Source organism: Blautia sp. HCP3S3_D9, assembly GCF_052063845.1.
GTDB lineage: Bacteria > Bacillota > Clostridia > Lachnospirales > Lachnospiraceae > Blautia_A.
In genome coordinates, this window is sequence record NZ_JBQHWS010000099.1 from 1 (window position 1) to 13722 (window position 13722).

11 protein-coding genes and 1 pseudogene are annotated in these 13722 nt (G+C 42.9%); 3 read left to right on the top strand and 9 right to left on the bottom strand.

The window, feature by feature from the left end; translation table 11 throughout:
- Positions 1–104 precede the first annotated feature (104 nt).
- A pseudogene (locus tag ACTNES_RS15410) lies at positions 105–167 on the top strand (hypothetical protein); the annotation flags it as partial.
- A 75-nt stretch (positions 168–242) separates the two neighbouring features.
- On the opposite strand, the gene ACTNES_RS15415 reads toward ACTNES_RS15410, so the two are convergent.
- Positions 243–434, bottom strand: a complete 192-nt coding sequence (locus ACTNES_RS15415) for a hypothetical protein (RefSeq protein ID WP_291815936.1) — start codon at positions 432–434, stop codon at positions 243–245.
- A gap of 6 nt (positions 435–440) precedes the next feature.
- Here ACTNES_RS15415 and ACTNES_RS15420 point away from each other — a divergent pair, with 6 nt between their 5' ends.
- Positions 441–1028, top strand: a complete 588-nt coding sequence (locus tag ACTNES_RS15420) for a site-specific integrase (protein WP_291815934.1) — start codon at positions 441–443, stop codon at positions 1026–1028.
- A 93-nt stretch (positions 1029–1121) separates the two neighbouring features.
- Here ACTNES_RS15420 and ACTNES_RS15425 read toward each other — a convergent pair whose 3' ends face one another.
- From ACTNES_RS15425 to ACTNES_RS15460, 8 genes are all read right to left on the bottom strand, one after another.
- Positions 1122–2210 (bottom strand): PucR family transcriptional regulator, encoded by a 1089-nt coding sequence (locus ACTNES_RS15425; RefSeq protein WP_216460588.1) that lies wholly within the window; start codon positions 2208–2210, stop codon positions 1122–1124.
- 357 nt (positions 2211–2567) lie between these two features.
- Positions 2568–3440 (bottom strand): YitT family protein, encoded by an 873-nt coding sequence (locus ACTNES_RS15430; protein WP_216460587.1) that lies wholly within the window; start codon positions 3438–3440, stop codon positions 2568–2570.
- Positions 3441–3741: 301 nt separating this feature from the next.
- Entirely contained in the window at positions 3742–4107 is a 366-nt protein-coding gene (locus ACTNES_RS15435; RefSeq protein ID WP_291809710.1) for a PqqD family protein, read from the bottom strand.
- 26 nt (positions 4108–4133) lie between these two features.
- Positions 4134–6032, bottom strand: a complete 1899-nt coding sequence (locus ACTNES_RS15440; protein WP_291815927.1) for an OPT family oligopeptide transporter — start codon at positions 6030–6032, stop codon at positions 4134–4136.
- Between the two features lie 178 nt (positions 6033–6210).
- Positions 6211–8004 (bottom strand): cobaltochelatase CobT-related protein, encoded by a 1794-nt coding sequence (locus ACTNES_RS15445; RefSeq protein ID WP_291815924.1) that lies wholly within the window; start codon positions 8002–8004, stop codon positions 6211–6213.
- The gene (locus tag ACTNES_RS15450) at positions 7994–8914 is read right to left on the bottom strand and encodes an AAA family ATPase (RefSeq protein WP_291811185.1); all 921 of its coding nucleotides are present in this window, start codon (positions 8912–8914) and stop codon (positions 7994–7996) included. Before ACTNES_RS15450 ends, ACTNES_RS15445 begins: the two co-directional genes overlap by 11 nt.
- Before the next feature lie 200 nt (positions 8915–9114).
- Entirely contained in the window at positions 9115–11235 is a 2121-nt protein-coding gene (locus ACTNES_RS15455) for a glutamine synthetase III family protein (RefSeq protein WP_291815921.1), read from the bottom strand.
- Position 11236: 1 nt separating this feature from the next.
- On the bottom strand, positions 11237–12187 hold the full coding sequence (locus ACTNES_RS15460) for a diacylglycerol/lipid kinase family protein (protein ID WP_291811191.1): 951 nt from the start codon (positions 12185–12187) through the stop codon (positions 11237–11239).
- Positions 12188–12546: 359 nt separating this feature from the next.
- Between ACTNES_RS15460 and ACTNES_RS15465 the strand changes: the two genes are divergently transcribed.
- Entirely contained in the window at positions 12547–13341 is a 795-nt protein-coding gene (locus ACTNES_RS15465) for a Cof-type HAD-IIB family hydrolase (protein WP_291811194.1), read from the top strand.
- The last annotated feature ends 381 nt before the right edge of the window (positions 13342–13722 follow it).

The following is a 13722-nucleotide window of genomic DNA, read 5'->3' on the forward strand; positions in this document are numbered from 1 at the left end:
GTTGGTGGATAAATGAGTAGGTATGTTTACTTAGCAAAAAACTTTAAAACCTTTTGTTTTAGCTAATAACAGGGTGTGAGTAGGAAAAAAATGGGAAGTTAGCAATAAAACCTGTCCTGGGTAATTATAAGCTGGCTTCTCTTACTCCTGCTGCCATCCAGCAATGGATTGACAGTTTAAAAACTGAGAAGCATCTCTCTGAACAGAGCATTGCCAATTATCGTGGAATCCTATCCGGAGCATTAAAATATGCCATCTATCCCTGCCAGTATCTTAAAACTAATCCCTGTACTTTTACCAGACTGCCTTCTGTTCCTGTTTCGCAAAAGAAAAAGCAGCACACGGAGCATATCTGCAGTCTTAAGGAATGGAACGATATTGCGGATCACTTTAATGGCAGTTACTACTACCTGCCACTTATGATCTGCTACCATACCGGCATGCGTATTGGTGAATGCTTTGGACTTGATCTAAAGCATGATATTGATTTTGACAGGCATACTATATCAATCAACCGGCAAATGCAACAGAATCTGAACGGCGAATGGATTTATAAGAATCCAAAGTATGACTCTATACGCACACTAAAAATAGGATCTACTTTGGAATCCTTATTGAAATCTGAAATCAGTGTTGTGGAAATGAATCGGATTCGATATGGGGAATATTATACAAAGACTTATGTGGATCTGGAGAATCATCTGCACTGGCTGCAAGCGGATCAGGAAGTACCTGATGGATATTCTGAAGTATGGCCCCTCACAAAAGAGAACGGAGAAATGTTAACGCCAAACCACATGAAATACTGTACCAGAATAATTAAAAAGAAACTTGGATATGATGACTTTCATCCTCACTGTATCCGGCATACACACGGAACTATTCTTGCAGAGAATGGAGTCCCTATAAAGACTATCATGGAGCGTCTTGGTCATAAAAATATCAAGACAACTATTGAACGTTACATCACAAATACCGATAAAATGCAGGACCAGGCAGTTGCTCTTTTTGAGGCTGCCATTAAATAAAAATTGTCTACCGCTCAAAAAACGGTAGACAAATGGTTGACAAATAGCTATTTTTAGTTATTCAAAATGCCGATTTTCCGCTAAAATACGGCATTAGTACTCCAGTGTTTCCATATACTTCATATAGCGTACTACCATAAGCGCAATCTTGAATGTAATGGCGTCTTCAAATACGCGAAGGTCTAATCCTGTGCTCTTCTGGAGTTTATCGAGGCGGTAGACAAGAGTGTTTCTGTGGATGTAGAGTTGTCTGGATGTCTCGGAGACATTCAGGCTGTTTTCGAAGAATTTGTCGATGGTCACTAATGTTTCTTCGTCGAAATCATCCGGGGATTTGCCACCGAAGATTTCTTTGATGAACATCTTACAGAGCGGGATTGGTAGCTGATAGATCAGTCGTCCGATTCCCAGAGAACTGTATGCGATAACCTCTTTATCTCCAAAGAAGATCTTGCCTACGTCGAGTGCCATACGGGCTTCTTTGTAGGAACGGGATACTTCTTTGAGTTCGTTTACGATCGTACCATATGCCATATGTGTCTTGCCATCATTGCCCATTCCAAGTGTGTCGAGGATTGTGTGTGCAAGCTGATCCATCTCCGGATAGTTCTCGCCATCGTCAAGTTCCTTGACTACAATGATGCTCTTCTCATCTACTGCTGTGATGAAGTCTTTGCTTTTGCCGCCGAAGAGACTCTTCACACTCTCCATGGAGCTGTGATCTTTCTCCTGAGGCATCTCGAGGATCATTACTACACGACGCACGTCTGCTTCAATATGCAGTTTCTTCGCACGGTTATAAATGTCAACAAGAAGCAGGTTGTCAAGAAGCAAGTTCTTAATGAAGCTGTCTTTGTCAAAGCGTTCTTTGTATGCTACGATCAGATTCTGGATCTGAAAAGCTGCGAGCTTGCCGACCATATAAGTATCTTCATCGTCACCGTGAGCAACCAGAATATATTCAAGCTGATAATCATCACAAACTTTAAAATACTGGAAGCCCTTTACCAGCTGGCTGTCGGCCTGTGATTCTACAAAAGCCTGTACGTCTGGCGTTGCGATGGAAAAATCTGCAAATGTACTTGCGAGTACTTTGCCTTCTGTGTCAAGGACACAAAATTCTGTTCTGGAAATTTCTTTTAACCCTTCAAGAGTATTCTGAAGCACCTGATTCGATATCATCCAATTTCAATCCCTTCTCATCTATAGTATTTGTTCGTACTGCCATTCACACTCTACTATTCAGAATTTCATTGCCTCAGGCAGTTTTGAAATGAATTTTGGTCTCATTATTAAATACGTAATGAATAGCAACGTTTGTTTCCGTTTTAACCATAAAAACTTATACCTGTATTGTATTTTAATACATATTTACCAAAAATAAAAGAGGAAAGAGAAAAAAACTTACAATTTTTTGTATATTTTTTTGTGAGTGTTCACTCTATACAACCTGATAACAACTTTCTGTTTCAAATATATCGCTTTATAATCCGGCAGAGACTGTTTATATTTCAGTTAAAGTATCCAAACTCTATATTTTTACTTTTTCTCAATAAAGCCTTCCCCATGTACTTCTCTTGCATCCGTAACGATCACGAATGCTGACGGGTCGATTTCGTCTACTTTTTCTTTGAGCATTACGATTTCTTTTTTGTTTACTACGCAGAAGAGCATCAGTTTATCCTGTCCGGAGTACATTCCTTTTGCGCTGATGCCGGTGACACCTCGATCCAGGTCGTTGATGATCATGTCGGAAATTTCTTTGGGCCTAGATGTTATGATATAGGCGGCTTTGGAGAATTTCAGACCTTCGATCAGTCCGTCGGACACTTTTGTTACCAGATATACGGCAATGATCGCATAGAGTGCTTTGTGGATTCCGAATACGTACATACCAACAAGCACAACGCCTGCATCTATGATCTGCATGATCTGTGCAATGGAATAATGTTTAAGGAATTTCTGAATGATGGCTGCCATCATATCCGTTCCTCCGGTTGTTCCTCCTCCAAGGAAAACAAGACCTATGCCGACTCCCTGGATCACGCCACCGTAGAGTGCCGCAAGAAGCAGGTCATCACCGGCAAGGTTCCACACCGGCTGAAGTGCAAGCCATGCAGAGAGAGAAATTTCTCCTACCAATGCTTTCTTTACAAAAGAAAAACCATGGATTTTCCACCCGATCAGAAACAGCGGGATATTGAGTCCCAGGTTCGTTACCCAGAGAGGGATTCCGCCATCGATGATTCCTTTTGTCCATGCTTTGATAATAATTGCTACGCCGGAAAATCCTCCGGTTACCATTCCGGATGCATCGAATACAGAATTGATCGCCAGGGACATCAGTCCGGTTCCTACGATGATCATCAGGTATTCGAGCAGTTTTGATTTTTTTCCATTTGCTAATTTCATCTTTCTCCTCCTGCATCTTTTATATTCTCAGGGATCAGTGGATTATAGTATATCTGCCACTGTATGATCAGACACTTGTCGGTATTCTGATCAAAGTAAATCATGAAGCTGCACAATCAGCAAGCCGTAATTTAAGTGAATAAAATCATCCGTTTTGCTACGCAGCTCTACACTAACTAACCACTTCGCAGTGGATTTGGTTAAATAAGATACCACTTTATCACTGTGCCGTAATTATTTTCCCGTAAATTACAAGAACGGCAGCAATCCACATAGGACTGCTCCCGCTCTTATTCTTACCTTATTTCTCAGGCTTATTGATAAAATTTATAAAATGATAACTCTCCATTATCTGAAAGTATTTTACGATTCTCGGATATAAAGGCTCTGCTTTCTCTCCGAATTCCTCTTTTACCAGTGCTGCAATATCTGTCACTGTTTTCTTACCATCTATCAGCGGCCAGATGAATGTACCGTTCTCGTCCAGATGTATCTTTGTATATCTGGGTTTGTTGAACAGCTTCTGGGCGATCGTATTAAATGCACCCTTATTCTCTACTTCCAGCACCATTCTCCCCCTGATGTCCGTGTGCCATTTCAGCTGTGAGGAACGTTCAGGAATGAGATCCAGATAATTGATCTGTGATTCTTTTTTCTTTTTACTCATTTCAGATATTTTTATCCCTGCTTAAATCAGGCTTTTTTCTTTTTCCAGATACTGAATTTCAGAAGTAACAGGATCATAGCTGCCATAAGGATCACGCCACCGGCGTTTCCAAGGTTAATGCTTCCGGAAAGGTCGAATACACCGCTTACGTTTACAACTGCAAGAATTGCAAGTAAGATACCTACAAGACCTTCACCGGCGATCATACCAGCACAATAAAGTGTACCGTCTGTTGCCTGTTCTTCTTTTGTCTTAGCGTCAACATTCTTTCTGCCGTCAACGAACATACGAACAACACCACCGATCATGATAGTAGCGTTGAGGTAGATTGGAAGGTAAAGACCGATAGCAAATGGCATAACCGGAATTCTTAAGATTTCCAGACCAAGTGCAAGGAATACACCGATAAATACCAGTGTCCATGGAAGTTTACCACCCATGATACCTTCTACGATCATCTTCATCAGAGTAGCCTGCGGAGCAGGTACTTCTGCGCTGCCGTATCCCCATGCAGAGTTCAGAAGATAAAGAACACCACCGATAGCAAGACCGGAGGCAACAACACCGATGAGCTCACCGATCTGCTGTTTCTTAGGTGTTGCACCAAGGATATAACCTGTCTTTAAGTCCTGAGAAGTATCACCGGAGATAGCTGCGATGATACAGATTACAGAACCAATAGCAATTGCAGCTTTCATTCCGTCGATACCAGTTTTACCAGATGCTTTGATAACCATTGTTGCGATCAGAAGAGTCGCAATGGCCATACCGGATACCGGGTTATTGGAAGATCCGATCAGACCTACCATACGGGAAGATACAGTTGCAAAGAAGAAACCGAATACTACAATGATCAGAGCACCGATCGGGCTTACCGGGATAGCCGGAACCAGCCAGATGATTGCGATCATAGCAACGATACCGATCAGGATAAAGTTCATTGGAAGATCCTGTGCAGTTCTTGCTGTGCTTGTATTCTTACCACCTTTCATACTCTTCATAGAGTCACGGAAAGTTGTAATGATCAGAGGCAGGGATTTGATCAGGGAAATGATACCACCTGTTGCGATGGCTCCTGCTCCGATATATTTTACATAAGTACTCCAGATAGCTGCTGCTCCGCCGTTTGCATAGAGAGTTGCAATTGTCTCTGTTCCAGGATACATAACTGTATCAGCACCGAACAGGCAGATCATTGGAATCAGCGCCATCCATCCGATTAAAGAACCAACAAACATATAAGAAGCGATCTTCGGTCCTACGATATATCCAACACCGAGAAGTGCAGGATAACCTTCCATACCGATTTCACCTTTGAGTCCTTTAAATGCTACAGCAACGTCTGCCGGGATTACTTTTAATCCATCAACAATAAATTTGAATGCTGCTGCGATTCCCATACCGGAAAATACGGTAGCTGCGTTTGAGCCGCCTTCTTCACCTGCAAGAAGTACATCTGCGCAGGCAGTTCCTTCCGGATAGAGAAGTGTTGCATGCTCTTTTACGATCAGGGCATTACGAAGTGGCACCATAAAAAGTACACCAAGAATACCACCGCAAAGTGCGATTAATGTGATTTCCACAAGGCTTGGCATTTCACAAAGTCCTTCTTCTGCCCAGAGGAACAGAGCTGGCATTGTGAAAATTGCACCGGCTGCCAGTGATTCACCGGCTGAACCGATCGTCTGGACCATGTTGCTCTCCAGAATGGAGTTCTTCTTCATGATCTTGCGGATTACGCCCATGGAGATAACTGCTGCCGGAATGGAAGCAGATACAGTCATACCAACACGCAGGCCAAGGTAAGCGTTGGCTGCACCGAAGATGACTGCAAGGATGATACCCATAACAATGGATGTCACCGTAAATTCCGGTGTGATTTTGTCTGCCGGGATGTACGGTTTGAACTCTTTGTTTTCGTTCATGATTTCCTCTCCCTTTTGTATTAATTTATAAACATATCACATTATAGCGAAATATATACAAAAAGGCAAGGTGAAAATAATGGATTTTTGCACACTTTACCGTATTGACGTGATGATTTGATAAATTTCTACCTTGTTAGTGTTTTCTAACATCACTTTTTTGCGTTATTTTGTCTGTTTATTCATCAGAATCCAACTGTTTGATCAGATATCGTCCGACAATTCTAGAAAAGTTCGAAATATCACGAATATATGCAAAGTCCTTTCCAAATATCTTTTTTTCCGTCGAAAGGTCCTTTTCTTCTCCTGCAAAAACACCCAGGACACTGACTCCCAGGTTTCGCAGATGACGTACTTCCGTTGCAGTGTCATTGACTGCATATTTTCCCATATAAGGTTCCGGGTTCTTTGCGTGTGGCCTGTTTACAATGACATCGTATGGTTTCCCATCGCTTAATACAATAAGGATTTTCTTCTCCTCCGGTCTCTGGAGCAGACCGTATCCTGCAGTTTTGATGGCAAGGCCGTCTCTGTTATTGGAAGAGGTCACATAATTGAAAATATTTTCATTCGCTGACTGTGGGTCATCGTACTCACGGAATCTGTGAAGAATGGTGTAATCCCAGAATGTACAGAAACTCATAACACGATGAGGCAGGTTTACATTGCTCAGTGCCTCACTGATGATATATGCCTGCAATGCCACGTCTCCCTGCCTGGACATCTGAGACCCGCTGGCATCGATCAGCACATCAACTACAAAATCGGATGCATCTGATTTCAGTTCTCTTTTGAACAGATTTGCTTCACTGCTTCTTCCCACACGCCAGAGTCTGGATGGGATGATCGTGCCTCTGTCTGAAAGTACTTCCTGTGTCTCACTTTTCAACACCAGTGTCTTTCGCAAAAGGTCTGTGAGCGATGCGATGTTCTGTTTCACGATCCTGTGTTTGTCATGGTAAAGCCAGATGTTCTTGTTCTTCAGGCGCACTGCGTATTCGTACTGATAGTTTCGTTTGACCGGATTTTTGAGAATTCCTTCTGTAAAATAAAGGCTGCAGTCTCTGTGAAGTTCCCGGCACATCAGATAATTCATGCGCTTCTCTTCTGCAGGAGTAAGGTAAGTTTTCCCGAAATTCAGTTCCACGTAGGTGTAGGCTTTCTCCAGTTCCTCTTCTGTCAAAATCGTAATTTTGTGTTTTGTCTGGCGCTGTTTTTCCATTTCTTCCGTGACAGAGGTATCTTCCATGTCTGTGATACGGTTTGCCATCTGCTCAATGTAACTTTCCAGTACTTCTTCATAGAGATCTTCTGTGAGAAAATCCTCCCAATCGTATTCTGAAAGTTCTTCCATGGTGACTGCCATGATCTGTTCCAGCGTGCCATGGTCTTTCTCAAAGTTCGGATCAATGATCGTATTGTAAAGGCTGTCAATGATACGGATCAGTTCCATGGTATCTGCGGCAGTTCGGGACTGGTAAACCATATCGCGGATTTTGCGCAGACGCTCTTCTACATGATGGTTTCCATTCTGCAGGTGGTCACGCAGGATGGCGATTTTCAGGCGGCCAAGAATATCTCCGTATGCCGGCATCTGTTCAAATTCCTGATCAAGGATATCTTCAAATGCCTGTTTCTGCATTTCCCGGACTCCCGGGCGCTCCAGACAGATTTTATCTCCGATTGCTTCTTCCACACAAAGCTGTGCAATTGCAGTCAATTCTCCTTCGCCTGCCTGACAGAAAACTTTTTTTACCAGATATAAGCCCAGCAGATCTTTATCATAATATTTTGCAAGTGCTCCCTGCTTGATTCCGTCATACAGGGCAATTGCTTTTGAGCGGAGATACAGGGGAACGTCTACTTTCATATTTAATGTGTAATCTCCGCTGATGGTCCAGAGGAGATTGCGGATTCTGTTTTCCAGTTCCAGGCGGTAATCGTCAATTTCTACGATTTTCTCATCTTTCATATACATCATCCCTTGTCCAGTCTGCCGGAATTCTGGTTCTTACTACGTCTTCCACGATTTCTTTCTCGAAAATATCAAAAGTCTTGTTTACCACACCCATGGTAACTGCTTTTCGCGGTGAAAGTCCTGTCTCTACGATTTTCATGGCAGCAAGGAGACCTCGCAGGTCCAGCGGTTTGGTGGATATTTCGCTGTTTGTGGCTTTGAGCTGCAGATCCAGAAATACACCGATGAATTGTGTTCTGGCGTTTTCTTTTACATTCGGGAACATCTGGTGGAAAATGAATTCCAGGGATTCTTCAGTCTGGGCGGGCATATCGATGACCAGAAATCTGGATACCAGAGCTTCATTGAGTTCTTTTGTTCCTGCGTATCCGTAATTCATGGTTCCGATAAAACGAGCTGCAGAGTGGAGGTCAATTTTATCATAACCTGGGACATCAATGGAACGACGGTAGTCCAGAGTTGCATGGAGAACGGAGACCGCGTCGTTCTTTGCCATGTTGATCTCATCGAGGATTCCGAATCCGCCGTATTCTGCACACTGATAGATAGTTCCTTTGCGAAGTTTTACTTCGTTGTCCACGAAAGTGTCTGTTCCGATCAGATCGCCGCTGTTTGTATTCACATGGAAAGAAACATTATATGCAGGGCGGTTGAAAATGTATGCAAGATTTTCTGCAAGAATATTCTTTCCTGTTGCTTTCGGTCCGGTAAGTAAGAGGTTTTCTCCTTTGAGTAGTCCGGCGATTGCCATTTCCAGAATGTCCTTTCCGTAAAATGGGATGGATGGTTTCACAATCCTGCCGGTCACCTCCGGTGCTACATCGTACTGAGTACGGAATTCTTCTACTCTCTTTATCAGTTCAGGGGATACCTGCTGTTCCTCCAGAAATTTCAGTTCTTCCATTTAGTTCTCCTTCTTGTTATGTTATTCCTTATCAGATATCAGAAGCAAATAAGAGAAAGACATTCATATAATACGCTTTCTGATTGCTTCTTTATGTGACTATTATAGTCCAGTTTGTATTTTAGAAAAAGGCCGCCCATCTGTTTTTAGACTCACGACCTTTTTATTATAGCATTTCTGTCTGCGTTTTTACAATAATATTATACTTCGAATATAAGATCTCCATAAGACGGCATTGGCCACATTTCCTTATCTACGATCATTTCCAGTTCATCTACAGGCTCACGTAAAGCTTCCATTGCAGGTACGACTTTCTCTTTGCAGAATACTGCTCTGTCCTGTCCCTCTGCCTGTTCCGGAATCTTCTCAACCAGTTTACTGAGTTTGCTCATGGCGCTGTTTGTGCTCTTTAAAAGTTTTGATGCCTTCTTGAGCAGGTCAAGCTGTACACTCACATCGATCAGGCCCTCGCCTGCTGCCTTAACTGTGTTGATGGACTCGCCAAGTACAGTTGTATATCTGATAACTGCAGGGATGATCTGTTTAGTTGCAATATCAATCATTGTCTTTGCTTCGATGTTGATTGCTTTGGAGTAAATCTCATATTTGATCTCTGCACGGGATTCCAGCTCTGTTCTGGAGAATACGTCAAATGCTTCAAACAGTTTGACAGATTTCTCTGTGGTAAGTGCAGGAATAGCATCTACCATAGTAGGAAGGATCGGAAGTCCACGGCGTTTTGCTTCTGCTTCCCATTCCGGTGCATAGCCGTTTCCGTTGAAGACGATCTTCTGATGTTCTGTTGCGTATTCTTTGATCAGGTCATGTACTGCCAGGTCAAAGTCCTGTGCATTTTCCAGGCGGTCGCATGCTTCCTTAAATGCTTCTGCTGTAATGGTATTCAGGACTACGTTGCATCCGGAAATGGAATCTCTGGAACCTACCATACGGAACTCGAATTTATTTCCTGTGAAAGCAAACGGTGAAGTACGGTTACGGTCCGTAGCGTCTTTCATGAAATCAGGAAGTGTCTTAACACCTGTTTCCAGTTTGCTTCCTTTCTTGCTGTGTGTTGCTGTTCCTGTGTTGACTAACTGCTCAAGAACATCCTCAAGCTGTTCTCCAAGGAATACGGAGATTACAACTGGAGGTGCTTCATGACCACCAAGTCTCTGGTCATTTCCTACATCTGCTGCTGATTCACGGAGAATATCTGCATGCTCGTCTACTGCTTTGAGGATACAGGTAAGAACCAGCAGGAACTGGATATTGTCATGCGGTGTTTTGCCCGGATCCAGAAGGTTGATCCCGTCATCTGTGGTAAGGGACCAGTTATTGTGCTTACCGGAACCGTTTACACCTGCAAATGGTTTCTCATGAAGCAGGCAGCGCATTCCGTGACGGCTGGCTACTTTCTTCAGGATACGCATCATCATCTGGTTCTGGTCTGCTGCGATGTTGACCGGTGCATAGATCGGTGCAAGTTCATGCTGTGCAGGAGCAACTTCATTATGCTGTGTCTTGGCAGGTACGCCCAGTTTCCAGCATTCTTCATTTACCTCTTTCATATATGCGGAAATTCTCTGGCGGATTGTTCCGAAATAATGGTCATCCATCTCCTGGCCTTTAGGAGGCATGGCACCGAAAAGTGTTCTGCCTGTATAGATCAGGTCTTTTCTCTGAAGCCATTTCTCTTTGTCTACCAGAAAATATTCCTGCTCTGCTCCTACGGACGGAGTTACTTTCTTAGAAGTTGTGTTGCCGAAAAGTCTGAGCAGGCGGAGTGCCTGGGTGTTGATCGCTTCCATAGAACGAAGCAGCGGTGTTTTCTGGTCAAGGGCTTCTCCTGTGTAGGAGCAGAATGCGGTCGGGATGCAGAGAGTTGCACCTGCTGCATCATGGCGTACAAATGCCGGTGATGTGCAGTCCCACGCTGTATATCCTCTTGCCTCAAAAGTTGCTCTTAATCCACCGGACGGGAAAGAAGATGCATCCGGTTCACCTTTAATCAGTTCTTTTCCGGAGAAGGACATCAGAACCTTGCCATTATCCATCGGAGCTGTGATAAAGGCATCGTGTTTCTCTGCTGTCACGCCTGTAAGAGGCTGGAACCAGTGGCTGTAGTGTGTGGCACCTTTTTCAATGGCCCATTCTTTCATCTCGTGTGCTACTACATCTGCGATTTCCATAGACAGTTCTTTGCCCTCTTCTATGGTTTTTTTCAATTCTTTGTAGATCTTCTTCGGAAGTCGTGCCTGCATGACGGAATCATTAAACACGTCACATCCAAAAGTCTCTACTACATTGATATACTCACCCATTTTATTTCTCCTTTTTATTTATTAACGGGGAAATGCCAATTGTTTTGGTTTCCTCATTCTTGGTACTTTTAAGATACAGATTCAGTGCTTCGTGGCAGTTCTCTATCTCTACCTGTGTATGGCTGCCGCCGAATTCACCGTCCAGAGTCCAGGATACTGCTTCCTCTGATGTGAGGGTTACTCTAGCTGATTTAAAGGAATGAATCAGATCTGTATTGTCCTCTGCTGTAAGCATGGCTGTCATGATTTCCTGTAATTCCAGTGGATTCTTCGGTCTTGTGATCATGGTTACTTCGAAGAGTCCGTCGTTCATGTCTACATTCTTGCCTGTGAGATTCTTGAATCCGCCTACGGATCTGGAATTTGTAACCATTCCGAAGATGAAATCGTCTTCTACGGTTAATTCTTCTGATTCAATTTTCATACGGTATGATTTGATATCGAAAAGTCGTTTGACTCCTTCCAGGAGATAGGCAACATGTCCCAGAATGTTCTTGAGATCCTGGTCTGTCTGGTAGGCTACATCTGTGAAAAGACCGAAAGCTGCTATATATGTAAAGCTCTGGTTATTGAATCTGCCAATGTCGCAATGATAAAGTTCCTCCGACATGATCATGGAGGCTGCTTCTGTCATGCTTTTCGGCATAAAGAGACTGTTTGCAAAGTCGTTGGTACTTCCTGCCGGAATGTATCCGATCGGAATGGAGCTTTTTTTCTCCATGACTCCGGTGACTACTTCGTCAAGTGTGCCGTCACCGCCGCTACATACGATGAGATCTACTTTAGATTCGTATTCTTTGGCTTTTTCGTAGGCATCTCTTGGTTTCTGTGTGGAATAGATGGTGACTTCGTAGCCGCCTTTGTTGAATATATCTACAATATCAAGCAGGTTGGTTTTGATCTTGCCTTTGCCTGCTTTGGGGTTGAAAACAAAGAGCATTTTTTTGTTCATTTCGAGCAGTTCTCCTTTTTTTCAAAGTTTGGGGACGCATACAAAAGAGGGTATGCGGATTTCTATTTATATAATATAAGAAAAAAGAATAAAAAAGTCAATGGGGAGTGGTGGACAAAATAATTGGGGACGACATGAAATATTTTGGTATTGGGTGCGGTTTCGCGGGATAGGAACTCTAATGTTGTGAATTTATTTCCTTTAAACAGTTGCCTTGCGACTTATTGGATTGGTTGACTTACTATGAGTACGTCATAGATTTGCTGTAATTTTATGTAGAAAGATATAGATTTGCATGGTAGAATGGGAGGTGTTATTGAATGAATGGATTTTATTTGTTATAGAGAGGATTTTTTATTATGATTAAATTGATTGCTTCTGATATAGATGGAACTTTGGTAAAAGATGGGACTTTAGTGATTGATCCGGAATATATGGATGTGATTGGGAAGTTAATTGATAAGAGGATTATTTTTGTTGCCTGTTCAGGGAGACAGTATCGGAGTGAGAGGAAGTTGTTTGCGCCGATTGCGGACAGGCTGCTTTATATTTCGGATGGAGGGACTGTTGTGCGGACGCCGAAAGAGGTTCTGAAAGTGGATATGATGTCGGATGAGCTCTGGAAGGGGATGAGTGCTATGGTCAGGGATAGTATGCCAGCGTGTGATTATTTTGTTTCTACACCGGATTATTGTTTTGCTGAAGATGGGGGAAGCAGAATGTTTCATTGGCTGAGGGATTCTTATGGATATGATATCCGTGAGGTTCCGGATCCGTTTAGTCTTGAGGATCAGCAGGTTATTAAGTTCTCGGTTTATCATCCGGATGCGTGTGAAGAAATGTGTAAGCCTCTGTTTACACCTGCATGGAAGGATAAGATTACGCTTGCTGCTGCTGGAAAAGAATGGATGGATGCTACTCTGCAGGGTTCAGGGAAAGCTTCTGCATTGGCTTTTCTGCAGGAATATCTTGGGATTGCGCCTGATGAGACATGTACTTTCGGTGATAATATTAATGATATTGAAATGCTTCGAGAAGCAGGTTTTAGCTATACAGTTTCCAACTCCCGCCCGGAAGTTCAGGCTGCTGCCAAAGATACCTGTCCGCCTTACTGGGAAAATGGGGTTCTGCAAGTTTTAAAAACCTTTTTATAAAATCATTCCGAATTAATAATTTGCCAAAAAACAGCGCAGAAACCTATTTGATTTCGCGTGCATTTGCAGGAGTCTTAGAACTTCTTTGCTGGTAAAAATATGCGTTATAAGAAAAATGACCCACTGTCTGAGCCGCTGGCGGCGAGTTTGGGTCATTTTTCTTATGGTTTTAGCATATTTTTAGCAGCTTAGAAGTTCTTAGGCTCCGAAACCGCACACGAAATCAAATATGTTTCTGCGCGTCCCTTTTTCTATACTTACGCTTCTTTTACCGCATCTTTCATAGACTTCACATATTCTTTTACATACAGTACACAATCCTTTCCCTGTCTCTTATACACATCTGACGCTGCCGACGACCTACCTAGTGTAGATCTCGGT